Here is a 26,329-nt window from a genome sequence, read left to right on the forward strand (position 1 = left end):
TACGCCCTTCAATGCCAGTTACTCAATCAGTGATATCTAATGCCATTCATTTAAGCATCATTTGTTATGTTGTCATGTCTAGCATTTAGCGCTAAGCATACAATAACTTAATAACGGTGCACTTGTTTATCTTGAATATCTGACGCTCTGTATTCAAGCACTTTGTTTACCCTAAAAAGAGTGACAATAAGAGAGGTTGCGTCACTTACGATAACCTTATTATAGATAGTAAGTAACCGCGCTTGAGACAATAATATTTAGTAAAGAACTCTAAAAACTAAGAAAAAACCACTAAATAGTTGTTAAATAGACATTTTTTACGATAACTATACAGAACGTCGCCCACAGTTATATTAGTTAATGATTGTCGAAAAATCTAGTCTTTTCTATCGATTCATCAGCCATAAATTGTAAGAGGACTTATTACTATTGGTTATGAGACGAATAAAACTGCTATTAAAATTTTAATGCAAACCATATAAATGACATTTAGCAAAAGGCTTTGATAATACTTAACAGTAGTAGCTTGCCGCTTATTGTGACGATAAAACTATTTTGTATAGTGCTAAAAAAACCCACTAACCAAATAGCTAGTGGGTTTAATTAATCAGGCAAAAATTAATTACTCTTGTCTTCTATTAGCGCTTTTATACTATCACTATTATTTTTAGGAGGATTAGCGTTAGCACTTTTGCCATTAGCATTTGAATTATTGTTTGTGCTACTAGGGGGTTTAGGCGTTGGCACGACTGGTGGCTTCTTACTAGTAGCGTTCTCCGCCGGTGCCGCAGGCTTTTTGTTTTCTGGCGCAGGCTTACTTGCGTTGTTTTCGTCTTTTGGCGATGATTCAGATATTGTCTGCGTCTCACCACCAACTGTACGCTCTTCGCTAACAGATAACGTGGCAGAGGTATCTACCGACTGACGAATACTCTCTTGAGTACTGCTACCATTAGCGCTTTCTTGGTTACCTCGATTACTGTTAGCACTAGCTGCTTGAGCAGCGGTATCATCAGCTTCTTCTTGCAAACGAGCAGGCACTTCGCGCTTGGTAGGTTTTAAGTCGACGGCACGTGTACGCTTTGTACTTAGATCTTTTACTGGATCAGGACGCTCATAATTATCAATGATACTAACATACCGATTAATCTCTTCTTGCAGTACACGTACATTCGTAGGTAGCTTAAAGTCTATTAACTTTGCTGCTCCTACCGCTTCTTGCGGGCTACTCATAATCCCATAAGTCAGCATATAACGGACTTGCTTTTCATCATCAAGATAACGGAAATAAGCAAATTTATCGCGATCTTGACGGCCTTCTAAGTAACTAACAATCACATCGTTTTCAGCGACATTCATTACTTGAACAGTCCACTTGCCTTTATTAGCTAGCAGATAACGCTTGTCTTTGAACTCATCAGGATAATCGCGCAAATCTCGAATCGTTGCATCAAAGTTAATCGGTTGTACATCCGTATCTAGCTCATGTAGCGATTCGACTTTTAGTGGTTGTTCAAACTCTTCATTCAAAATCTCTGGCGCTGATATCGGTGCATTCTCAATTTTGGCACCCATGGCTGGCGTTTGACTAAACATCCATACTAACGCTGTGACTACCCCTAGAAGCAAGGTCACTATTAGCCAAATCAGTGCTTGACGACTGTATGATTGGCTAGCAGTACGCGTTTTTGTTTTTGATGTTGCCATGAGGCGGTCCTTGGTAAAAACATGTTTTACAGCATGGTATAAATGCTTATTTAAACAGAGGTACAGCTAACCAGTTGGCTATAAGTACGAGATTTTAGTATAAATATATAAACGATAAATTCTTGAGACGTTACGCGCTATGTTTTGACAAAACTTCATGTAATAGTTCGCCGTCAAACTCATTAGTCATTACCGCATCGCCAATTGATTTTAACAAAATTAGGCGGATTTGTCCGTGTTTCACTTTTTTATCGTGGCCCATTAAATCTAAAGCAGTGTCTACATCGATAGCTGGTGGCGTAATAGGTAAGTTTGCCAATTCTAAAACACGCTTAATACGTACAACTTCATCATCAGTTAGCCAACCAATTTTTTGCGATAGCTCAGCTGCTTGTACCATACCAGCCGCCACTGCTTCGCCATGTAACCAATTACCATAGCCTTCATATGTTTCAATCACATGACCAAAAGTATGACCAAAGTTCAATAGCGCGCGCACACCTGACTCTCTTTCGTCTTGTGCCACTACATCGGCCTTGTACTGACAGCAGCGCTTTACAGCTTCACCGAGTACTGCCAAATCAAGCGCCATCATTGCAGACAAGTTTGCCTCAAGCCACGTTAAAAAGGCCTCATCCATGATAAGGGCATATTTAATAATCTCAGCCACTCCAGCCGATAGCTCACGCGCAGGCAGTGTCTTAAGCGTACTCATATCGGCAAGCACCATTTGCGGCTGCCAAAAAGCACCAATCATATTTTTACCTTGCGGATGATTGATACCCGTTTTACCACCAACACTAGAATCTACTTGTGACAGTAGCGTCGTTGGAATTTGAATAAAGTTTACACCACGCATAAAGCTGGCAGCAGCAAAACCAGTCATATCTCCCACTACACCGCCACCAAGGGCAATAAGTGTCACATCACGATTGAAGTGTTCTGTCATTAGCGCATCATAAATCTGATCAATACTTGCCTGATTTTTGTATTGTTCACCATCTGGCAGTACGCAGACCTTTACCACAAACTGCTCTGCTAGCTCATCTTCTAATGCTTTTAAGTATAAAGGCGCCACAGTGTCATTAGTAACAATCAAAACCTGACGGCCACTGATATAAGGCGTGATTTGCTTCGTCATACTACTATGTTCAGTCGTAGATTGTTCAGTAATGACAATAGGATAATCATGACTTTGCGTATGAACTATTAGGCCATCATGAAACGGCATTACCATGTGATACTCCTAAAGCATTTTCGATGAGGTAAAAGTAATTGAGTCTGCATATCAATCGTAGTTGCCAGTCTATTGCTAGTCTTCTTGGTGCGCTGATACATCGGTCGTGCAATCGACGAATGATTCTAGTTGCTGCATCAATTGATTGACCATATGGCGTGGGTACGTGTGACCAGTAGGCATAATAATATGGGCGACTTGGCGATAGAGTGGGTCGCGAGCACTATACAAATCTTGCAATATTTTTCTAGGATTATGCTGCTGCAATAATGGTCGAGACTTGTCTTTAGAGGTACGGGCTAGTTGCACCTCGACCGGTGCGTTAAGATAAACGACAATGCCACGCTGTTTTAGGAACGCTCTGTTTTCAGCACATATGACTGCACCGCCACCGGTCGCTAATACGATTTGAGAGTTTTGGGTCAATTCATCAATGGCACGCGTTTCACGCTCACGGAAACCTGCCTCACCTTCTTTGGCAAATATCCAAGCAATGTCAGCACCTGTCTGCGATTCAATATACCAATCGCTGTCTACAAAGGTGCGACCTAACTGCTTGGCAAGCAGTTTTCCGATTGTCGTCTTCCCTGCTCCCATCGGACCCACTAAAAACACCGACGGTAATTCCTGCCCCATAATACTTACTCAGCTAAATTAGGTATGATACAACGTCATTGTTATTCTGGCTAGTAATGAGCCGTGATTATTGTGAGTAAAATTTAGAGCACACTATTTATCAGTACATACATAGATATTGCAGCTAGAAAACCACTAGTGTCACGCATAAAAAAAGCAAGCACTATGGCTTACTTTTTCAATGAAAGATTAAAAAAACTAAATCAGTTAATACGGCTAGTACCATCATTAATAAGCTTTGGAGTCACAAAGATAAGTAGCTCTTCTTTAGTGTTGTTTCGTACATCTTTACGGAAAGCACGACCGATATAAGGCAAATCACCTAAGAAAGGAACCTTCGTTACTTCGTTATTGGTACGGTTTTTAAAGACGCCGCCTAGCACCACTGTCTGACCATCTTCAATAATGACGTTGGTGGAAATAGAATCCTGAGAAATTGCAACCTGACTATTAATAATAGTCGGAGTACCATTTGTGATTACCAACTTTAAACCAATTTTACCATCTGGCGTTATGTTTGGTGTAGCCTCTAAACTTAATGCAGCCTCTCTAAAGCTGGTTGTTGTCGCACCACTGGCTGATGCTTCCTGATACGGAATCTGAGTACCAGAAGAGACCTTTGCTGTTTGCTTGTCCGCCGTCAAAATCTTAGGTGTAGAAATAACTTCACCACGGTTGTCCGCTTGCAGTGCTGACAGCTCAAGATCTAGCATCACATCAGACATACTGAGCAAACCAAAGGCGATACTACCCGCTGGGTTAGAAACGCCTAAATCGACGTTTAAGTTATCAGGGCGACTAATATCATACGAAGGATAAGAAACTGTTTGACCATTTACGGTCGTCGTCTCTACATCAAAATCTTTTAAATCCCATAAGGTTTGGTCGCTCCCGCCAACCAGTAAACTACGGTTGTTTGCTGCACCGTTTGACAATATACCCCAACGAACACCAATTTCTTTACTAAAGGTATCAGACGCGCTAACGATACGTGCTTCAATCATAACTTGGCGAACAGGAATATCAATTTTACTGATTAGTTTGTGGATATTTTCAATGCTGTCAGCCACGTCTTTAATAATCAAAGTATTGGTGCGTTCATCAATCGTTACCGTACCACGATTAGATAATAACGTATTGTTATCGTCAGCACTGTTGGAGTTATTGCCGCTATTACTAGATGATCCACTGCCTTGAGAAATAAGAGTCAATACATCTTGTGCTTTCGCGTAGTTCAGACGAATATATTCATTGCGTAAAGGCGCATACGAATCAACAGCTTGCTGCGCTTCAAGCTCGCGAGCCTCTTGCTCAGCAAGTTCAGTAGAAGGCGCAACCAAAATCACATTACCATTTTCACGTTTGCCAAGGTTTTTACTTTTCAAGATAATATCAAGCGCTTGATCCCAAGGAACATTAATCAAACGCAAAGTGATGTTGCCAGCAACAGAATCACTCGCAACGATATTCATCTCAGTAAACTGTGCCAAAATATCTAAGACACTACGGATCTCAACATCTTGGAACTCCATCGATAAGGGTTCGCCACTATAGACTCTTTCTTCAAGCGTTGGCTCACGTAACAATTCAGGTTTCTTGATACTGATATTTAACTGGTTACCTGATTGATAAGCCTGATACTCGTAGTCATCCGTCATATTGATGGTGACGACACCGTTTTGACCCTGATTCTTAGTATCAACACTATCAACAAGACCACTATTAATATTCAAACGACGTAATAAATTTCTCGGAACTGTGCTACCAGTCAAACGTATGACAAGCTTTTTACCTTGACGCTGTACATCTACTGGGATGGCTTCGTTAGCAAGTACAACACTTACATTACCACCTCCATCATTACCTACCGAAAAATTGACTGCACTTAGTCCATCATAGCTATACTGTTTGCTTACCTGTGAAGCAGCGAGTTGCGGATTTAATAGTGGGTTTACTCTCACTACCATCGTATCAGCTGGCACTTCATTTTTTACTACTGCCTTGCTCGTAGTACGTACAGGTGCCACTGGTACAGTAGAGGTCTCAACAATAGGCGTAACGACTGCGGTCGTTGTCATACTATTATTGTTATTAAGTACATCTTGAATCGGGTCGCTGGTAATGACAGGACGATTAGGGTCAGTGATGGTCAGCAATAAATCATTGCCTTCAATCGCTGTTGTATAATTTCCTGATTCTTTTAAACCAACAATGAGGCGCGTGGTACTGTCACTACTTAGCGTAGTCACATCATTGATTGCACCGACGTTATATTCATTAAAACGACTGCTAAGCCCATTTTGCACTTGTTCGAAATCTAGCACTAAGCGACTAGGATCATCAAGCTGATAAGCTGCAGGCAATACTGGCAACCCTGTGAACCCCAGGCGCATTTGAGTCACTGCAGGTGCAGTCTGTACTACAGAAACACTATCAATGCGCTGTGCAGCATAAGCACTATTAGTCACAGCCACCATACTGACTGCCAGTGCTGAAATAGCAAAAGCAGAAGAAACGCGGTTGCTCATCATCATTACCTTGTTATTGCGTACTGTCATTATTTATTCCTCAAAAAATCTGCCGACTTAGCTTATAGGGGATACCAGCGACTGGGGTTTTTCTACAAACCCTGCGCGGCTATCTGGCACAATTTCAATCAAGTTAATCTGGGTCGGCGTGATTTCAACAATACGGCCGTCGTTCATTCCAAGATAATCGCCTACTTTAACACTGGCAACTGAACCGTCGGGACGTTGTACTAACGCATATCGCTGACCTTCAGGCGAAATTACCACACCTCGAAAAATCAATTGCGACAGTTCGTACTGCTCAAGTGGTTCTTTTATTCTGTTAATATCAGGACGTACACCTTCAATAGAGGTTCTAGCTCCTTGCACACTGACCAAGCTTGGCGGTAAAAAAGGACTACGCTGCGAACTAGCGCTATAAACAAAATCCTCTACTAGTTCAGCTTTGGGTGGCGGCTCAATAGGCTGTGCAGGCTGATTGCGGATATCAGTCATTGACTGCTCTGCCATACCTATACGATCACTACACCCTGTCATAGATAAAACAGCAATACTTAAAGCCAATAGCATGGGCATTTTTTGAATACTCATTAGTTGCCTCCTGCGTTTGCATCAGTAGCAATAGCTTCATCACCTTCGGGAGCCGCTTCTTTAGAGCGATAAGTCTTAGTTTGCAAGACTAAATTAAGCTCTGGTAAAACATCCAAAGTAGGCTGCGGGTTACTGACTTCAAAATCATGCATAGTGATAATTCGAGGAAGTGCGGCAAGACCACTAATAAAGCTGCCAAACTGATGATATTCACCTAACGCAGCAATACGTATTGGCTGCTCAATAAAGAATTCATTTTCAATCTCAGGCTCTACCGAAATATCTTGAAAACGGATATTACTACCAACGCCTGTCATGTTTATGCCTTCTACCAATTCTGACACACGAGTATCTTTTGGCAACTGATCTAATAGAGTATTAAACTCAGCTTCCATTTGTATAACTTGTGCTTGATACGCTTTTAAATGACGCGCGCGCGACTCTTTTTCACGATAGCTATCGAGTAATGTTTGTTGTTGGCTTTCAGCTGCATTGATCTCGTCAATTTTACTGCTGATGGGTAGTGCCCATGATAACGCTGCGATAAAGATAATAATAAGACCAATGACTGTCACTTTTACTGGTAATGGCCAACTGCCATAGTTCTCTGAATCTAACGACTCAAAGCTACGGCGAAACTCATTTAAATCAAATTGCTTTTTTGGTTTTAAAGCAGATTTTTTGGTTTTAGTGAGACTTTTTTTACGGATAAGCTTCATAACTCACCTCCAAGACTAGCACTAGTATCAGCATCATCAGGGTTAGGTGTATCCGACTGGACTTTAGTCGTCACTACAAACTGTACGTAACTGTCTTCAGGATACACAGGACGTGGCTGTTCACCTGTCTCAACTGTATTATTGAGAGCTGGTGCAGCTTGATAGGCGGTAATATTCTGTTGAATGTTACTTACTGCTGAGTTACCCATCCATTTGCTACTATCAAGGTTGCGGATTAAGCTTGATACAATATTTGGATTATCTGCTAAACCTGTTAAGGTTAAGACATCGCCTTCACGTTTAAGGTTATTTAAATATAGCGCTGGTGGAATAGCTTTAGCAAGATCATCCCATAAACGTACAGGGACAGGACGTCGACCTTGTAAATCTTGAATAACTTGCATGCGTGAAATAATATCGTCACGACGCTGTTCTAAACTATCAATTTCAGTCAATGCTGTGTCTAAGCGATTGTTTTCTTGTTCGATCAAAGCGTTGGCATCAAGCTGTTCATCAAGCTCATTATTAAAGTAACTCCACGAAGCAAAGGCTGCCAATAAAGTTAACAATGTAACTGCAACTACTAAAGTGATGAACTCTTTGTTGAGACGTTCACGCTCTTCTTGTCGCCAAGGTAAAAGGTTAATACGAGCCATTAGTCAAAGCTCCTCAACGCAAGACCGCATGCAGCCATTAAACTTGGAGCATCAATAGTCAATTGCTCATTATCAATACTTGGTGCAATAGTCATATTAGTAAAAGGGTTAGCAATACTGACAGTAACGCCTAGCTTTTGTTGTGCCATACCAGCGAGACCTGCAATGGAACTACTGCCCCCTGCGAGCACCACATGATCGATGCTGCTATATTGGCTTGATGAGAAGTAAAACTGTAGAGAGCGAGTAATTTGCTGAATAGTGTTTTCTATAAAGGGTGTCAAAACTTCAGGATAATAATCATCAGGCAGTGTGCGCTCGCGCTTACTCAGCGTTGCCTCTTCTGCCGATAAGCCATAGCGGTTTTGTATAGCTTCTGTTAATTGAACACCTCCAAATAACTGTTCACGACTATAGATAAACTCACCATTTTTGGCGATATATAAGGTAGTTTGATTATGACCTATGTCTATCAAAGCCACCAGTTCTGGTACATTTGGGAGACTATCCACCATCAATCCAAACGCACGCTCAATTGCATGCGATTCAATATCCATGACTTTCGTTTGCATCCCACCGAACGCTAAAGCATCTACACGTTGGTCAACATTTTCCGAGCGAGAAGCAGCAAGCAATACCTGAACCATATCTTCGCTGACCAAAGATGGTCCTAATACTTCAAAGTCTAAGTTGACATCTTCTAATGGATAAGGCACATATTGGTCAGCATCTAGACGTATCTGAGCCTCACGCTCAACATCGCTAAGTGCCATATCCATATCAATGATTTTAGTGATCACTGCAGACCCTGAGACTGCAGTTGCAGCACTACTACCCGATACTTGGCAACGTTTTGCCAGACTCGTTATAATGTTGCCAACTGCCTCTGTATCTGCTAGAAGCTTATCAATGACGACACCTTCTGGTAGCCTTTCAATACCATAAGATTTTAGGTGGAACATGCCTTGTTGGCGCTGTATGTCAACCAACTTTACTGAGGTGGCACAAATATCCACACCAATCAAATGTCGACTTTTCGAAGTAAATAGCCTCACAAACTCTATACCTTATATTAAGTGTACAATCTGATAGTTATTTGTAATAATTGAATACAATACTTTACTTAATTGATAGATTCAAGCATTTAAAAATATATTAAGGCCAACTTACACATTTATTATTACCTGCTCATTTTGTTCAAGGTATAATAATATTGTCTGCTACAAATTCTAACTAATAAGTCTTATTATGGCCAAGAAAAATGCTACCGCTCGTCTCATTCGTTTTTTAGTGGGACTTTTTATCGCTTGCCTAGCATTGGCAGTTGTTCTAGCACTTGCTGTACCTATTGGTTTCTATGGGATGGCAATGTATTTGTCACCAACCCTACCTAGTACGCAAGAAATTAAAACAGCCAAACTAGAAATGCCATTACAGATTTATAGTAGTGATGATAAATTAATCGGCCAATATGGCAATCGTTTATCGTTACCAGTTAGTTTTGATGAGATTCCTGAAGATTTAACTCATGCCTTTTTAGCAGCCGAAGATGCTTCTTTCTTTCAGCATAGCGGAATTAGTATTAAAGGTCTTGGTCGCGCTGTCACCGAAGCAGTCACTGATGACGATGGCCAAACAGGTGGCTCTACCATTACGATGCAGGTCGCTAAAAATTACTTCTTAAGTCCAGAACGTACTTTAAATCGCAAACTAACAGAGTTGTTTTTGGCGCGGAAGATCGAAGACGAGCTGAGTAAAAATGATATTTTGACGTTATATGTTAATAAAATCTATCTGGGCGAAGGCGCCTATGGCATTCGCGCTGCGGCCAAAAAATATTATAGTAAATCATTAGATAATCTAACTATTGCTGAGATGGCGATGTTAGCCGGTCTGCCAAAAGCCCCTTCTAAATATAATCCTGTTGCCAATCCTAGCCGTGCACTGACTCGCCGTAACTGGATCATTGGACGTATGCATGAGCTTGGCTATATTACCAAAGCTCAGTATGACGAAGCGGTCAACTCTCCTATAGGTATTAACCTATATAAAGAAAAGCTCGATGTAAATATGCCTTATTTGGCAGAAATGACGCGAGCTTCTTTAGTCGAACGTTATGGTGATCAAGTCATGCACGGTGGCTGGCGCGTGCGTCTCACAGTAGATAGTAAAGCGCAAACAGATGCAGAAGCAGCAGTAGTAACAGGCTTAATTGCCTACGAGCATCGCCATGGTTGGCGCGGGGCTGAAGCAAACGATGAGCCTCTCGAAAACTTCCGACGTTACAGCAATATGTCTCCTGCCAAGGTGACTAAAGTCAATTCTCGTAGTTTTGATGCAGTCCTGCAATCTGGTGAAGAAGTGACCGTTAATTGGTCTGGTATGAAATGGGCACGTAAATATATTTCTGCTGACCGTATTGGTTATTATCCTAGTAATGCCAGTCAAGTTGTTAAGAAAAACGATATCGTTCGTGTGATACCTACTTCAAATGGCAACTGGCAATTAGGTCAAATACCTAAAATCCAAGGCAGCTTGGTTTCGTTGAATCCAGAAACTGGTGCTGTCAATGCATTGGTTGGTGGCTTTGATTTTAACCATAGTAAGTTCAACCGCGCTCTACAAGGCTGGCGTCAACCTGGCTCAACCATCAAACCGCTTGTTTATACCGCTGCTTTAGAAAAAGGTTATCGCCCAGATACCATCGTGTCTGACCGAGCTATTCAAGTAGGTGACTGGAAACCTAAAAACTCTGATGAACGTTTCTTAGGTGATATCACTTTACGTCGTGGTTTATATTTGTCGCGTAACCTCGTATCTATTCGCTTGTTACAAGCTATCGGTATCTCAAGTACGCGCAACCTATTAGATGAATTTGGTCTTGATAAAGAAAAGCTGCCGACAACCTTGTCATTAGCACTTGGAGCAGGACAAGCCACACCATTACAAATGGCCACGGCTTACTCAACTTTCGCGAATGGTGGTCATCGTGTCCAACCTTACTTTATTGAACAAATTTACAATTATAAAAACGAGCTATTGTTTCAAGCTAATCCACGTCAAGCATGTGCGTTATGTTTTAACGAAAAACTTGAAAAGGTTAATAACAGCTTAGTTGAAGAGTATGAGAAGTCAATTAAAGCGCTTGATGATAGCACTAATGAAATAACTGCCGATAATTCGTCATCGAAAAGTAATGATGATAGCGAAACAACAGATAAAGAGCTTGATTTAACGGTATATAACGCAGGTCCACAGTCAGACCGCCTAAAAGCGCCTGCCGTACAATATGTAAGCGCCAAACAAGCACCGCGTATACTGCAACCTAGAGTCGCTTTTGAGATGGCCGATATACTACGCGATGTAGTCCAACGCGGTACAGCAGTAAGAGCAAAGGCATTAGGTCGCAATGATATCGGTGGCAAAACTGGTACCACCAATCAGGCCAAAGATGCGTGGTTTGCAGGGTTTCATCCTACCAATGCAACAGTAGTATGGATGGGATTCGATCAACCATCTACTATGGGCCGCCGTGAATATGGTGGTGTGGCAGCACTGCCAGTCTGGATGGACTTTATGAAATCTCAGCTGAAAGACACGCCAAGCCAGTGGGTATCTATCAATAACCGCTCAAAATCCAGAAAGCAACAGCAAGACATCATAGAGATGACTGATGATGGCGTCCTAGTTAACGATGCCTCCAATAAATCAGCGAAACCAGTCAAGACTCAAACTCAGCAGCGTAAGCCTTCGGTTCCAGAGCCTACTGAAGATACCAGCACTCCACCATCAACGAAATCAAGCAGCAATCGTAGTGATGACAGCGTACCGGAGAATCCATTAACGGTGACACCCGTTGAAAGTATGCCACCGATGCCAGAGTCATAAACAAGACAATTCTCAATTAATAATAAAAGGCTTATTCAGTAATGACTGAATAAGCCTTTTTTATGCGCTGTAGACTATGATCTACCCTACTTAATCATCCTTTCAAATGGTTCAATAAATAGCGATCAAGAATAAATCTTCTGGTGAACTTCCTATTAGAACTCGACCATACTTGCACGCAGTTGTTCAATCAGCTCTAAAAGCTGATTGCGCCATTCTCGTATTGTGGTCTCATCAGGCAGCCATTGATTGGATAAGGTGACAACATTGACAATCAAGTCTGGCGACGCTGAATGACTGCTTGGCGCTTCATCGACGATAGTATCTGGCGGTACTGCATAAAGACAACGCTGATAAGCACGTTCTATATTGGCGATAAAGCCTTGCTGCTGTAATTGCTGCAGACGCTGAATCTCAGGAGATACTTGGGTACGCTCGCTCAATACTTGTTCAATATCAAGCAAGGTTGGCGCCGTCATATTTAAGCTATAAAAGTGACCAAGCTCCTGAATAAATGCCAATAAAGCACCATGCAAGTGAAAAATAGCAGTCTCACAGTGTGCTTGGTATAACTGCTTATCATTGGTACTTCCTGCAGATTGGCAAGATAAACGACAGAAATATAACTTTTGATTGGTTCGATCTGCTTGATATTTGGCGACGCGAGTTTTACCTGCCATTTGCTAATTATCCTTTTATGAATAGTGAATTAGAGCATATTTCCAGTGTACTATTTTTTTAGATGATAGCACCATGCCTTTCTTAGTTTTTTATACGCACAAAAAAGCCAGCAACTTAGGCTGGCTCTTTTATCAAATTAAGAATGAATCAAAATACTTAATACGATTAATTATCTTGATTTAACTCTTGAGCAAATGCTTCGTCGAAGCTTGCAAAGTCTTTACTATCAGTGCTTGCAGTCATATCAAATGCTGCATTCAAATCTTTATCTTGTAGCTTCTGATCTGCTTTCTCTTTACGTGCTTTATGATAAGCAAGACCAGTACCTGCAGGAATCAAGCGACCCACAACTACGTTTTCTTTCAGACCACGTAGCTCATCTACTTTACCAGTCACAGCAGCCGCAGTTAGTACACGGGTTGTTTCCTGGAAAGAAGCTGCTGAGATAAAGCTTTCAGTTGCCAGACTTGCTTTAGTGATACCTAGTAATTGACGCTCAAACTGTACTGGGAATTTATCTTCCGCTTCTAGCTTAGCATTCAACGCTTTGATATCTGCATATTCGACCTGATCACCTTTGAAGTGACTTGAATCGCCGCCGTCAGTGATTTCAACTTTACGCAACATCTGACGAATGATAACTTCGATGTGCTTGTCGTTGATTTTTACACCCTGCAAGCGATAAACGTCCTGTACTTCGTTGACGATATAATCAGCAAGTGCAGTCTGACCTTTCAAACGTAAGATATCATGTGGGTTCTGTGGACCATCAGCGATCACTTCACCACGTGCTACCGTCTCGTTTTCAAAGACGTTAATTTGACGCCATTTCGGGATTAGCTCTTCATGTACTTCACCATCTTCATTAGTAATAATGAAGCGGTTCTTACCTTTAGTCTCTTTACCAAAGCTTACCACACCAGTCATTTCTGCCATGATGGCGTGATCTTTTGGACGACGTGCTTCGAACAAGTCAGCAACACGTGGTAGACCACCGGTAATATCTTTCGTACCAGAAGAAGCTTGCGGTACACGGCCTAGAATCGAACCTGCTGCTACTTTTTCACCGTCGCTCACGCGGATGATAGTTTCAGCTGGTAAGAAGTAAACCACTTCTTTGCCTTCGTCAGTGTTCAAGATAATCGCAGGACGTAAGTCTTTTGCTGAACTTGAACGGTCACGAGTGGCTAGAATCTCAAATGAGCTCATACCCGTCGCATCATCAACTTTTACTGTTGCAGTCATACCATCAGTGATGTCACTGAAGCGTGCTGTACCAGCAAATTCTGTGATGATTGGATGCGTATGCGGATCCCACTTAGCGATAGTTTGACCGCCTTCAACCTGCTCTTCGTCTTTCACAAGTACGCTTGAACCATATGGTACTTTATAGCGCTCACGCTCACGGCCAAGCTCATCAGTCAATGCGATTTCAGCTGAACGCGATACGATGACTAAGTGACCATCGGTATGCTGTACTGTTTTCATGTTTTCAAAGTGCGCTTGACCAGCATTACGTACAGAGATGCTGTTGTCTACAGAGGCTGAACTCGCTGCCCCGCCCACGTGGAACGTACGCATGGTTAACTGAGTACCTGGCTCACCAATAGACTGAGCTGCCATAACACCGACTGATTCGCCGATATTCACTTTATGACCACGTGCAAGGTCACGACCATAACACTGTGAACATACGCCATGTTCGATATCACACGTAATTACTGAACGTACCCAGATATCATCGATTGCGTTGTTATCAAGGACGTTAACCCAGTACTCATCGATCAATGTACCAGCTGGAATCAATACTTTATCAGCATCGTCATTATAAGTAACGTCACGAGCAGTTACACGACCCAGTACTAGCTCACCTAGCTTCTCAATGATTTCACCACCTTGGATATGTGGTTTCATGAGTAGGCCTTCTTCAGTACCACAATCATCGCTAGTGATAACCAAATCTTGTGCCACATCAACCAGACGACGAGTTAGGTAACCCGAGTTAGCTGTTTTCAGTGCTGTATCCGCTAGACCTTTACGTGCACCGTGAGTTGAGATGAAGTACTGTAGTACGGTCAAACCTTCACGGAAGTTAGCTTTAATCGGCGTCTCAATGATTGAGCCATCTGGTTTCGCCATCAAACCACGCATACCAGCCAACTGACGAATCTGTGCCGCACTACCACGAGCACCAGAATCTGACATGATAAAGATAGAGTTGAATGACTTCTGCTCGTCTTCTTCACCTTGTGCGTTGATAACTTTATCTGTTGCCAAGTTGTCCATCATCGCCTTAGCGACTTTGTCATTGGTACGTGACCAGATATCAACTACTTTGTTATAGCGCTCACCAGCAGTTACAAAGCCTTGCTCGAACTGATCTTCAATTTCGCGAACTTCGCCTTCTGCCACTTCGATGATTTGCTTCTTAAGTGGTGGAATAACCATATCATCGATACCGATAGACACGCCAGATAGTGTTGCTTGAGCAAAACCAAGATACATCAATTGGTCAGCAAACATAACACTTTCTTTTACGCCGACTTTACGATAGCAAGAGTTAATCAAACGAGAGATATTTTTCTTCGTCATCTCTTGGTTACACTCATCAAACGTCATACCTTTAGGCATGATGTTCCAGATAAGTAGACGACCAGCAACCGTATCTTTGATACTGATTTCTTTGGTCTCGTTACCGTCTTCGTCAATTTGCGTCTCAGTAACACGTACTTTGATCTTGGCGTTTACATGTAGATCGTTTGAACCAATTGCACGCAATGCTTCATTAACGGTAGCAAAAATCATGCTCTCGCCTTTGGCATTGATCGACGAACGACTAATGTAATATAGACCTAGTACAACATCCTGAGATGGTACGATGATCGGATCACCGTTCGCAGGTGACAAGATGTTGTTGGTAGACATCATCAAGGCACGTGATTCAAGCTGTGCTTCTAGCGTCAATGGCACGTGAACGGCCATTTGGTCACCATCGAAATCGGCGTTGAATGCAGTACAGACAAGTGGATGCAACTGGATGGCTTTACCTTCGATCAATACTGGCTCAAATGCCTGTAGACCCAAACGGTGAAGTGTTGGCGCACGGTTGAGAAGTACTGGATGCTCACGGATAACCATTGCCAGCATATCCCACACTTGTGGCTCTTCACGCTCTACCATCTTTTTGGCAGCTTTAATCGTAGTCGCTAAACCATGAGACAATAGTTTGTTATAAGTAAATGGCTTGAATAATTCTAGTGCCATTTTCTTAGGTAGACCACACTGATGTAGACGTAGTGTTGGACCTACAACGATAACCGAACGACCAGAGTAATCGACACGCTTACCAAGTAAGTTTTGACGGAAACGACCTTGCTTACCTTTGATCATATCTGCCAAAGATTTCAATGGACGCTTGTTACTACCAGTGATGGCACGACCGCGACGACCGTTATCAAGCAACGCATCTACTGACTCTTGCAACATACGTTTTTCGTTACGTACGATAATATCAGGGGCGCTTAGCTCAAGCAGACGCTTAAGACGGTTGTTACGGTTGATCACGCGGCGATATAGATCGTTTAGATCTGACGTCGCGAAACGGCCGCCTTCTAGCGGTACTAGAGGACGCAAATCTGGTGGTAGTACTGGCAAGATGTTCATTACCATCCACTCAGGCTTGTTATTAGAATCACGGAATGCTTCTAATAATTTGAGACGCTTAGACATTTTTTTAAGCTTAGTCTCAGAACCAGTTTGTGGAATCGCTTCACGAAGCTCATCAATTTCAAGATCGATATCGATATCTTTTAATAGGTCTTGAACGGCTTCAGCACCCATTTTAGCTGTGAATTCATCACCGAACTCTTCAAGCGCTTTGTAATAATCTTCATCATCAAGCAACTGATACTTTTCTAAGCTAGTTAGACCAGGCTCAGTAACGATGTAGCTTTCAAAATATAGAACGCGCTCGATATCACGTAGCGTCATGTCTAGCAATAGACCGATGCGGCTTGGTAATGATTTTAGGAACCAAATATGCGCCACAGGACTGGCTAGGTCGATATGGCCCATACGATCACGACGAACTTTAGCAGTGGTAACTTCAACACCACATTTTTCACAGATAACGCCTTGGAACTTACGGCGCTTATATTTACCACATAAACATTCGAAATCTTTTACTGGGCCAAAGATTTTGGCACAAAAAAGACCATCACGCTCAGGCTTAAACGTGCGATAGTTGATGGTTTCAGGCTTTTTCACTTCGCCGTGCGACCATGACTTAATAACGTCAGGTGAGGCTAAAGTAATTTGAATGCTATCAAACTCTTGGTTACCGTTGCCGGTAGGGCTTTGCATGATATCGAGTAAATCTTTCAAGTTGCTTCTCCGTTATCTTTATAATCATCTGACAGCGTACCATTGACGCAGATAAGATGAATGAAGGCAATGAATAGGGTTGAGACAAATCACTAAAAGCAGCAGCAATAAAGCAAACTGCCTTTAGTGGACAACTAAGTTAAACAACGGGCTAGTTGCTTTGTTTTAACTCAATATTAATACCCAGTGATTTGATTTCTTTGGTCAGTACGTTAAACGACTCAGGCATGCCTGGATCCATATACTGCTCACCATCAACGATGTTTTTGTACATACGAGTACGGCCTTCAACGTCATCCGACTTCACCGTTAGCATTTCTTGCAACGTGTAAGTCGCGCCGTATGCTTCTAGTGCCCATACTTCCATCTCACCGAAGCGCTGACCACCAAACTGAGCTTTACCACCCAATGGCTGCTGCGTCACTAGAGAATAAGAACCTGTTGAACGCGCATGCATTTTGTCATCAACCAAATGGTTAAGCTTGAGCATGTACATGTAGCCGACAGTTACTTTACGATCAAACTTCTGACCTGTACGACCATCATATAACGTCTGCTGACCATCGCGATCCATACCAGCAAGCTCTAACAGGTCTTTAACTTGGCTTTCTCTTGCGCCGTCAAATACTGCTGTGCCCATCGGTACACCGCCACGTAAGTTGTCTGCTAGCGCCATGATATCATCATCACTCAAGCTATCAAGATCAACTTGCTCACCGCCTACTTGGTTATAGATTTTGTCCAAGAAGTCACGTAGCTCTTTGATTGCTGCTTGAGATTTGAGCATACCGTCAATCTTCTCGCCCAACCCTTTCGCTGCCATACCCAAATGCGTCTCTAGAACCTGACCGATGTTCATACGAGATGGTACACCAAGTGGGTTCAATACGATGTCAACGGTATTACCATTTTCATCATAAGGCATGTCTTCAACTGGCATGATGCGCGATACAACACCTTTGTTACCATGACGACCAGCCATCTTATCACCAGGCTGAATACGACGCTTAACCGCTAGATATACTTTAACGATTTTTTGTACGCCATGTTGTAAGTCATCACCAGCAGTCAATTTGCGTTTTTTCTCAGCAAACTTCACATCAATGTCTTTTTGCTTATCAACCAAGTAGTCAGAAATCTGCGTTAGACGCTCAGAGATTTCTTCTTCTACTGGTTGGATATCAAGCAAGGTCTCAAGGCTCATATCTTTCATATCAGCCAACGCCATTACCGTACCCGCTTTTAGACCAGCTCCGCCGCTGACTTTTTGGCCATCTAATAGATTGCCAATACGACCACGTGCTGCTTCTTCGAAGATACGTAGCTCTTCTTTCAAATCTTTGCGATAGCTATCAAGCTGCGATTTTTCAATTGCTCTTGCGCGTGCGTCTTTTTCAACGCCATCACGGGTGAAGACCTGTACATCAATAACCGTACCTTTACTTGAAGTTGGTACGCGTAGTGAAGTGTCTTTCACGTCAGCCGCTTTTTCGCCAAAGATAGCCCGTAGTAGTTTCTCTTCTGGCGTTAGTTGCGTTTCACCTTTTGGCGTCACTTTACCAACTAGAATATCACCAGCGTCAACTTCAGCACCGATATAAACGATACCTGCTTCATCAAGACTTGATAATGCTGCTTCACCAACGTTTGGAATATCAGCCGTGATCTCTTCTGTACCTAGCTTGGTATCACGAGCCACACAAGTCAATTCTTGGATATGAATAGTAGTGAAACGATCTTCTTTAACTACTTTTTCAGATAACAAGATTGAATCTTCGAAGTTGTAACCATTCCACGGCATAAATGCAATGCGGATGTTCTGGCCTAGTGCTAGCTCACCAAGATCCGTTGAAGGACCATCAGCCAAGATATCACCCAAAGCAATCTCGTCACCTTGGTTAACGATGATACGTTGGTTGATACAAGTGTTCTGGTTAGAGCGCGTGTATTTGATCAAGTTATAGATATCGATACCCGCTTCACCAGCAGTCATCTCGTCTTCGTTTACACGAACAACGATACGCGATGCATCAACATCTTCAATCACACCGCCACGCTTAGCAATAACACAGACACCAGAGTCACGAGCAACGTGACGCTCCATACCAGTACCTACTAACGGCTTATCAGCACGTAGCGTAGGAACAGCCTGACGCTGCATGTTCGAGCCCATCAAGGCACGGTTAGCATCATCATGCTCTAGGAACGGAATCAAACCTGCTGCAACCGATACTACCTGACTTGGTGATACATCCATATGTGTCACCTTTTCTGGCGGCATACGAACAAATTCACCATAGCTACGTACACTGACCATTTCGTCAGATAACGCGCCATCTTCAGTCATCGGAGAATCAGCCTGTGCAATGACAGTACCTACTTCTTCGATTGCTGATAGATATTCAATAACATCAGTAACTTTACCATCAACCACACGGCGATATGGCGTTTCTAAGAAGCCAAAGCTGTTGGTTTTAGCAAAAGTCGCTAGTGAGTTGATCAGACCAATGTTTGGACCTTCAGGAGTCTCAATAGGACATACACGGCCATAATGCGTATCATGTACGTCACGTACTTCAAAGCCTGCACGTTCACGAGTTAGACCACCAGGTCCTAACGCTGATACACGGCGCTTATGGGTAACTTCAGACAACGGATTGTTCTGATCCATAAACTGTGACAACTGGCTTGAACCAAAGAATTCTTTAACCGCAGCCGCTACTGGCTTAGAGTTAATCAAATCTTGTGGTGACAAGTTGTCTGATTCTGCTGAGCTTAAACGCTCTTTTACGGCACGCTCAACACGTACTAGACCAACACGGAATTGGTTTTCTGCCATTTCGCCCACTGAACGAATACGACGGTTACCAAGATGATCAATATCATCGACATCACCGCGACCATTACGAATCTCGATAAGCTCTTTTAGAACGTTAACGATATCATCGTTGGTCAATACACTGCGTTCACGCTGGATATCAGGATCATCAGTGTTATCAAATTCTAAACCAAGACGACGGTTGAATTTCATACGACCGACATTTGATAAATCATAACGATCTGCGTTAAAGAACATGCTCTCAAACAGTTTTTCAGCAGTTTCGACCGTTGGTGGCTCACCTGGACGCATTACTTTGTAGATTTCGATCAATGCTTCTTCACGGCTTGATGTACTATCAGCACGTAGCGTATCGGCAATATAACTACCTTGGTCGATATCGTTGGTGAATAGAATGCTGAACTCTTTGATGGCACCACTGGCTTCAAATGAGTTCAATTTAACCAATAATTCATGGTCGATTGGCGTGTTTGCTTTAGCGATGATTTCGTCATTAACGACGATGTCTTCTGCTAAGATACGCTCGTATAGATATTCATCAGGCACAGCAATCTTCGTCATACCTGCTTCTTCAAGCTGACGGATACGGCGTGCGTTAATGCGTTTGCCCTGCTCTACAATAACGTCACCTTCAGGTGATACGATATCGAACTGAGCCATCTCGCCACGTAGACGATCAGCAACTAGATCAATTTCAAACGTCTCTTCAGCTTTATAAACAGCGACTTTATCAAAGAATAAATCTAGGATTTCAGAAGTTGTTAGACCAAGTGCGCGTAGAATAATTGATGCAAGTAGCTTACGGCGACGGTCAATACGAGCAAATACTAAATCTTTTGCATCAAATTCAAAGTCTAACCATGAACCACGGTAAGGGATAATACGTGCGTTATAAAGCACTTTACCACTTGAATGCGACTTACCTTTATCATGGTCAAAGAACACACCAGGTGAACGATGTAGCTGAGATACGATAACACGCTCAGTACCATTGATAATGAAAGTACCGTTAGCAGTCATCAAAGGCATCTCGCCCATGTAAACGCTTTGCTCACGGATATCTTTGATAGCAGCTTTGCTATCTTTGTCTTTGCTGTCTTTGTCTTTGATGATCAAACGGATTTTGACACGCATAGGCGCAGCAAACGTTGAACCACGTAAGATACACTCACGCTCATCAAATTCAGGCGTGCCTAAATAGTACTCAACAAATTGTAGCTCTGCGTTACCAGAGTGACTCTCAATTGGGAAAATAGAGGAATACGCAGCTTGCAAACCAGTATTCTCACGAGCTTTCGGCTTTTTGTGCTCTTGCAAAAATTGCTCGTAAGAATCTACTTGAATAGACAGTAAATAGGGAATGTCCATTACAGTGGGCAATTCAGCAAAACTTTTGCGAATACGCTTTTTTTCAGTATAAGAATATGCCATCGAGAGTCCTTACAGTAAACGTGGAAACAAATTAAAAGCGTGGCCAGCATGCATAAATACGATGCAAACATGGCGACGTAAACGATAATATAAAACGGGTCTTCGTGTTCAGTTCATGTCTTTTCTGTCAATTACTACTTTACTCTTCAGTGCTTACCTAGCACACTTCACTTAATCTCGTCGTTGCTTGCTAGATTCATGGTAAGTGAATCAGTCTATATGACTGTTGCAACCAAAAAATTCAATATTATATAATCTATAACGCATTGCCTATCAGGCTTACTTTACAAATACATTGCTGGGAAATAATGTCTACTAAGATTGCATCCATACCACTTGCCATCTAGACTACTTATTACCGAACCATGTTCCCTACACATACAAACTGTCTATGAGACTAAATATCGACAGTCATGCCACACCAAGTAGGCAACTTATGATCAACAGCTTTTTTAAGAATACCGCTTTTTTCAGGATTAATAATAGGGGTAACTATAACTTTTAGAATCAGTATAAACTATAGTGTTGATAGGAAAGCATGCAGACACAAAAAAATGCCAAACATCTACAGACGTTTAGCTCATATTAACTGATTTCAAAAACTGGCATGTGTGCTTGCATGTATATCGTCTGTCCTTTTGATGGGTATCCACCGTGATGTTGCATACGTATGTTGGCAGACACAAAAGGTCAAGCTACGAATTATAGTAAAAAAAAGCTGGCAATGCAAGGCATTACCAGCTTTTTTTCGTACAGTGTTAAACTTATTTTAGTTCAACAGTTGCACCAGCTTCTTCAAGTTTCTTTTTCAACTCTTCAGCTTCAGCTTTAGATGCGCCTTCTTTGATTGGAGCTGGAGCGCTTTCAACCAAATCTTTCGCTTCTTTTAGGCCAAGACCAGTAGCTTCACGTACGGCTTTAATTACGCCAACTTTCTTCTCGCCAAAGCTGGCAAGAACTACGTCAAACTCGTCTTTTTCTTCAGCAGCAGCAGCAGCAGGACCAGCAGCAGCAGGTGCAGCAGCAACAGCAGCTGTTACGCCGAATTTTTCTTCCATGTCGCTGATTAACTCAACGATATCCATTACTGACATTTCAGCGATTGCATTTAACACGTCATCTTTAGATAGTGCCATGAGAACTCTCCGTTATCTGATAAAAATTAATTGATTCTAATATCGCCTTGATTGCTTGCCTAATGTGACAATAAAGTGCAACCAAAATTAGCGATGTTAAAGTTACGTTAAAACAAGCAATTAAGCAGCTTCTTTTGCGTCTTTGATTGCCGCTACAGTGCGAACGAACTTGCCAGGAACAGCGTTCATAGTCTGGACAAGCTTGGTCACTGGTGCATTCATAGTAGCCATCAAGATAGAGATTGCTTCGTCGCGAGTTGGTAGCTTCGATACGCGCTCTAGCTCTTCTGGACCATAAACTTCACCACCGACTGATACTAATTTGGTCTCTAAAGCTTTGTTATCTTTGCTGAAGTCGAAAACGACTCGAGCAGCAGATCCCAAATCTTCCATAGAGAAAGCCAAAAGTAGTGGACCAGTCATACGGTCTGACATGCTCTCAAACTTAGTGCCTTCAAAAGCGCGTTTTGCTAGTGTATTTTTTACCACTTTTAAAACGACACCTTTATCACGAGCTTGTTCGCGCAGCTTAGTAAGCTGTGCAACACCAATACCGTGATATTCGGCAGCTACTGCTGAGTAAGCATTAGCAGCAACTTCAGACACTTCAGCCACAACTTGTTGTTTTTGTTCTAGCGTTAATGCCATAAGTTGACTCCTTTAATCTTATCAATCGACTTATAATAAAAGTGCCAAAAACAAGGTTTTTATGCGCTCAAACTGTAAGCTAAGACTGACTTGATACGACACATTACCAGCGGATTCAATTAATAAAAAAAGCATCTACTGGTAACGACTGATTACGGCACCGTTATCAGAATGACGTTGAGTAATAGTTTGAAGATTATAAATAATCTTATCGCACTATTCGCTCGTGTCTTAAACTGTGTGGGCCACCGTCTGCGTAGGACAACTAAGATTTTCATCTGTCGTCGATTAACAAAAGTGACTTATTATCATAAATAACTATCCGAAGATCGCTAATTATGACTCTAAACTACTCTCTACCTACGGTCTTAGACAGCGTAGCAAATACTACGCTGACCTAATTCTTTAAAAACTGTTTGTATTTATCATTCAAAATATTTGAAGATAAAAACTTTAATTATTTAGCAGTACGATAAGGAACAGCGTCGATCGTTAGACCTGGACCCATCGTGCTAGACAAGGTAATTTTCTTGATGAAAGTACCTTTAGAAGTAGCAGGCTTAGCACGCTTTAGATCAGAAAGAATCGCTTGCGCGTTTTGCTCGATTTGATCAGCAGTGAAACCTACTTGGCCGATAGTTGCATGGATGATACCAGCTTTATCAACACGGTACTGAGCCTGACCAGCTTTCGCATTAGTCACAGCTTCAGCAACGTTTGGCGTTACTGTACCAACTTTAGGGTTAGGCATTAGACCACGTGGGCCTAGGATAGTACCTAACTGACCAACAACACGCATTGCATCTGGAGCTGCGATAACAATATCAAAGTCCATGTTACCAGCTTTGATTTGTTCTGCTAGGTCTTCAAAACCAACGATGTCTGCACCAGCTTCTTTAGCGGCTTCAGCAGCAGCGCCTTGAGCAAATACAGCAACGCGTTTGGTTTTACCAGTACCAGCAGGTAGGTTAGTTGCACCACGAACTACTTGATCAGATTTACGTGGGTCAACGCCCAAGTTTACTGCGATATCGATAGACTCTTTGAATTTTAGCGCTGGCAAATCGTTTAGGATTTGAACCGCTTCTTCAATAGTGTACTGTTTTTCGTTATCAATACGGCTTTGAATTTCTTTTTGACGTTTGGTTAGCTTAGACATTATACACCCTCCACGGTAATACCCATTGAACGTGCAGTACCAGCGATGGTACGGACAGCAGCGTCAAGATCAGCAGCAGTTAAATCTGCATTCTTAGTCTTAACGATGTCTTCTAGTTGTGCACGGTCAACTTTACCAACTTTAGCAGTGTTCGGTGTACCTGAACCTTTAGCAATACCAGCAGCCTTACGTAGTAAGTATGCAGCTGGTGGTGACTTCATGATGAAGGTAAAAGATTTGTCGCTGTATACTGTGATCTCAGTTGGGATCGGTAGACCTGGCTCTTGGCCTGAGGTCGCAGCGTTAAATTCTTTACAGAACGCCATGATGTTCACGCCTTTTTGACCCAAAGCTGGACCAATAGGTGGTGAAGGATTTGCTTTGCCTGCAGGCACTTGCAGTTTGATGTAACCATCAATCTTCTTAGCCATGATACTCTCCTAAATGGGTAATAGCGCCAAATCAACGTGGTATATACCTAATTGACTAACAGCTCCCCGGTTGATGAATTTTTTGCTAATTTAGTCTAGTTTTTCAACTTTACTAAATTCAAGCTCAACCTGCGTAGGTCGATTAAATACGTTTACCGTTAGATGTAGTTTAGACTTCTCGTAATCCACTTTTTCTACCAACCCTTTAAAATCAGTAAATGGACCATCGATAACCAACAACTCTTCGCCTGGCTCAAATAGAGTCTTAGGACGTGGGTCAGTTTCAGTCTGGTTCAAACGGTTTAAAATGCGATCAGCTTCTACTTGCGTAATCGGTGCAGGCATCTCAGGCGTACCACCGATGAAGCCCATAATACGTGGGCAATCTTTTACGATGTGCCAAGTATTATCGTTCATTTCCATTTGGATCAATACATATCCAGGAAAGAATTTACGCTCACTCTTACGTTTTTTGCCGTCTTTCATTTCGACGACTTCTTCAGTAGGAACCAATACATCACCGAATGACTCAGCGAAGTCACTACGATTAATACGATCAGTTAATGAACGTTGTACTTGTTTTTCATATCCTGAAAACGCTTGGACAATATACCAACGCATATCACGCTCCTGATCATTATAAATAAGTCGTTATGAGTAAATGTCTCGCTAATAGTCACTAATACGTGCTACTAACCGATAAAGATACCAACGAACCAATTAAAAAAGTTATCCAATAACCAAATAAAGAAACCAGCAATCGCAATCACGACAATCACTTGCCATGTATATTGAAAGGTTTCGTCTTTACCTGGCCACGTCACTCGGCGAAGCTCAACGGCAGCGTCTTTTAATAATATTTTAAAAGCACGGCCTTGATGCGTTAACGCCAAACAGACTAATGCAAATACAACAAGTGCGACAATAATACCAATACGTACCCAGACGTCGTTGGCAGGTTGCCAATAGCCTGGTAAGTATTGATTTACTAGAGTCGCACCGATTAATACAGCTGCGGCAAGTAGCCACAAAATCAAATCTTTTATTGAGCCAGTCTTAGCCACTTCAACAGCAGTAGTACCGCTAGCTGAAACATGCTTATTTTTAGACAGCATTCCACCAGCAACCGCCTTGGCATCAGATAACTTAGTCTCGAGGTTATCTTGATCATTGCTCATAAAGAACTCGCTTCGGAGATGGTGGGGTACAACAAAGATGTGATAAGAAGATGGCAGGCGATGTAGGACTCGAACCTACAACCCTCGGTTTTGGAGACCGATGCTCTACCAATTGAGCCAATCGCCTATGGGTGTAAAGGACAGCATTATACAATATTTAGCATAGAATGCAAGCCCTTGACGGTAAAATTATTAATTTTACCTGATTTTGCACTGCCGCCATCTAAAATAACTGCTAGCGTTAAGTGCAGCGATAATATAACAAGCTATGCTGCAGATTACAATATGCTATCTAACAAATAACTGTCTCTGTCACACATATAGCTAATTCATTAATACACGCTAGGCAGAATTCTATTTTCGATCATGCTTCAACTTTCTCCAATAAAAAAAGGCCACCCTAGATAGGATGGCCTTTTTTATGACTAATTCATAAGCTCATTACTGAGACTTAAGTCTTAGTTCAATACGTTAGCAACAA

The 26,329-nt window shown here is 42.1% G+C and carries 18 protein-coding genes and 1 tRNA gene; 1 reads left to right on the forward strand and 18 read right to left on the reverse strand.

All coding sequences use genetic code 11. The features are described from left to right. Positions 1 to 618 precede the first annotated feature (618 nt). From ACQKCP_RS10920 to pilM, 8 genes are all read right to left on the reverse strand, one after another. On the reverse strand, positions 619 to 1,707 hold the full coding sequence (locus tag ACQKCP_RS10920; protein WP_427612336.1) for a hypothetical protein: 1,089 nt from the start codon (positions 1,705 to 1,707) through the stop codon (positions 619 to 621). A gap of 130 nt (positions 1,708 to 1,837) precedes the next feature. Then, positions 1,838 to 2,944, reverse strand: coding sequence for a 3-dehydroquinate synthase (gene aroB / locus ACQKCP_RS10925; protein ID WP_427612337.1), 1,107 nt, complete (start codon positions 2,942 to 2,944; stop codon positions 1,838 to 1,840). A gap of 75 nt (positions 2,945 to 3,019) precedes the next feature. Continuing rightward, positions 3,020 to 3,580: a shikimate kinase AroK gene (gene aroK / locus ACQKCP_RS10930; RefSeq protein ID WP_427612338.1), complete on the reverse strand. Its 561-nt coding sequence runs from the start codon at positions 3,578 to 3,580 to the stop codon at positions 3,020 to 3,022. A gap of 203 nt (positions 3,581 to 3,783) precedes the next feature. Continuing rightward, positions 3,784 to 6,138 (reverse strand): type IV pilus secretin PilQ, encoded by a 2,355-nt coding sequence (gene pilQ, locus ACQKCP_RS10935; RefSeq protein ID WP_427612339.1) that lies wholly within the window; start codon positions 6,136 to 6,138, stop codon positions 3,784 to 3,786. A 27-nt stretch (positions 6,139 to 6,165) separates the two neighbouring features. Next, the gene (locus tag ACQKCP_RS10940) at positions 6,166 to 6,699 is read right to left on the reverse strand and encodes a pilus assembly protein PilP (protein ID WP_296208227.1); all 534 of its coding nucleotides are present in this window, start codon (positions 6,697 to 6,699) and stop codon (positions 6,166 to 6,168) included. After that, entirely contained in the window at positions 6,699 to 7,418 is a 720-nt protein-coding gene (locus tag ACQKCP_RS10945; protein ID WP_427612340.1) for a type 4a pilus biogenesis protein PilO, read from the reverse strand. Before ACQKCP_RS10945 ends, ACQKCP_RS10940 begins: the two co-directional genes overlap by 1 nt. Further along, positions 7,415 to 8,074, reverse strand: a complete 660-nt coding sequence (locus tag ACQKCP_RS10950; protein ID WP_427612341.1) for a PilN domain-containing protein — start codon at positions 8,072 to 8,074, stop codon at positions 7,415 to 7,417. The genes ACQKCP_RS10945 and ACQKCP_RS10950 overlap by 4 nt, the downstream gene beginning before the upstream one ends. Continuing rightward, entirely contained in the window at positions 8,074 to 9,129 is a 1,056-nt protein-coding gene (gene pilM / locus ACQKCP_RS10955; protein WP_427612342.1) for a type IV pilus assembly protein PilM, read from the reverse strand. The genes ACQKCP_RS10950 and pilM overlap by 1 nt, the downstream gene beginning before the upstream one ends. A gap of 193 nt (positions 9,130 to 9,322) precedes the next feature. On the opposite strand from pilM, the gene ACQKCP_RS10960 reads away from it, so the two are divergent. Next, a complete protein-coding gene (locus tag ACQKCP_RS10960; RefSeq protein ID WP_427612343.1) occupies positions 9,323 to 11,962 on the forward strand; it encodes a penicillin-binding protein 1A in 2,640 nt (879 codons plus the stop codon). 155 nt (positions 11,963 to 12,117) lie between these two features. Here the strand turns inward: ACQKCP_RS10960 and ACQKCP_RS10965 are convergent, their stop codons facing one another. The 10 genes from ACQKCP_RS10965 to ACQKCP_RS11010 all read right to left on the reverse strand — a co-directional run bounded on the left by ACQKCP_RS10965 (position 12,118) and on the right by ACQKCP_RS11010 (position 25,975). Next, the gene (locus ACQKCP_RS10965) at positions 12,118 to 12,642 is read right to left on the reverse strand and encodes a DUF6586 family protein (protein WP_427612344.1); all 525 of its coding nucleotides are present in this window, start codon (positions 12,640 to 12,642) and stop codon (positions 12,118 to 12,120) included. 166 nt (positions 12,643 to 12,808) lie between these two features. Beyond that, a complete protein-coding gene (rpoC, locus tag ACQKCP_RS10970) occupies positions 12,809 to 17,026 on the reverse strand; it encodes a DNA-directed RNA polymerase subunit beta' (RefSeq protein WP_057761718.1) in 4,218 nt (1,405 codons plus the stop codon). Positions 17,027 to 17,177: 151 nt separating this feature from the next. Continuing rightward, positions 17,178 to 21,296 carry a DNA-directed RNA polymerase subunit beta gene (rpoB, locus tag ACQKCP_RS10975; protein ID WP_427612345.1) on the reverse strand — a complete coding sequence of 1,373 codons (4,119 nt, stop codon included), beginning with the start codon at positions 21,294 to 21,296 and terminating at the stop codon, positions 17,178 to 17,180. Between the two features lie 764 nt (positions 21,297 to 22,060). Next, a complete protein-coding gene (gene rplL / locus ACQKCP_RS10980) occupies positions 22,061 to 22,432 on the reverse strand; it encodes a 50S ribosomal protein L7/L12 (RefSeq protein ID WP_057761722.1) in 372 nt (123 codons plus the stop codon). Positions 22,433 to 22,552: 120 nt separating this feature from the next. After that, positions 22,553 to 23,080, reverse strand: a complete 528-nt coding sequence (rplJ, locus tag ACQKCP_RS10985; RefSeq protein WP_057761724.1) for a 50S ribosomal protein L10 — start codon at positions 23,078 to 23,080, stop codon at positions 22,553 to 22,555. 457 nt (positions 23,081 to 23,537) lie between these two features. After that, on the reverse strand, positions 23,538 to 24,239 hold the full coding sequence (rplA, locus tag ACQKCP_RS10990) for a 50S ribosomal protein L1 (protein ID WP_427612346.1): 702 nt from the start codon (positions 24,237 to 24,239) through the stop codon (positions 23,538 to 23,540). Further along, positions 24,239 to 24,670: a 50S ribosomal protein L11 gene (gene rplK / locus ACQKCP_RS10995; protein ID WP_057761727.1), complete on the reverse strand. Its 432-nt coding sequence runs from the start codon at positions 24,668 to 24,670 to the stop codon at positions 24,239 to 24,241. Before rplK ends, rplA begins: the two co-directional genes overlap by 1 nt. Positions 24,671 to 24,760: 90 nt before the next feature. Next, positions 24,761 to 25,291 carry a transcription termination/antitermination protein NusG gene (gene nusG, locus ACQKCP_RS11000; protein ID WP_057761729.1) on the reverse strand — a complete coding sequence of 177 codons (531 nt, stop codon included), beginning with the start codon at positions 25,289 to 25,291 and terminating at the stop codon, positions 24,761 to 24,763. A gap of 71 nt (positions 25,292 to 25,362) precedes the next feature. Then, positions 25,363 to 25,848, reverse strand: a complete 486-nt coding sequence (secE, locus tag ACQKCP_RS11005; RefSeq protein WP_057761731.1) for a preprotein translocase subunit SecE — start codon at positions 25,846 to 25,848, stop codon at positions 25,363 to 25,365. A gap of 51 nt (positions 25,849 to 25,899) precedes the next feature. Then, a tRNA-Trp gene (locus ACQKCP_RS11010) sits at positions 25,900 to 25,975 on the reverse strand. Between the last annotated feature and the right edge of the window lie 354 nt (positions 25,976 to 26,329).

This window comes from Psychrobacter sp. NPDC078631, from assembly GCF_050268165.1.
Taxonomy (GTDB): Bacteria; Pseudomonadota; Gammaproteobacteria; order Pseudomonadales; family Moraxellaceae; genus Psychrobacter.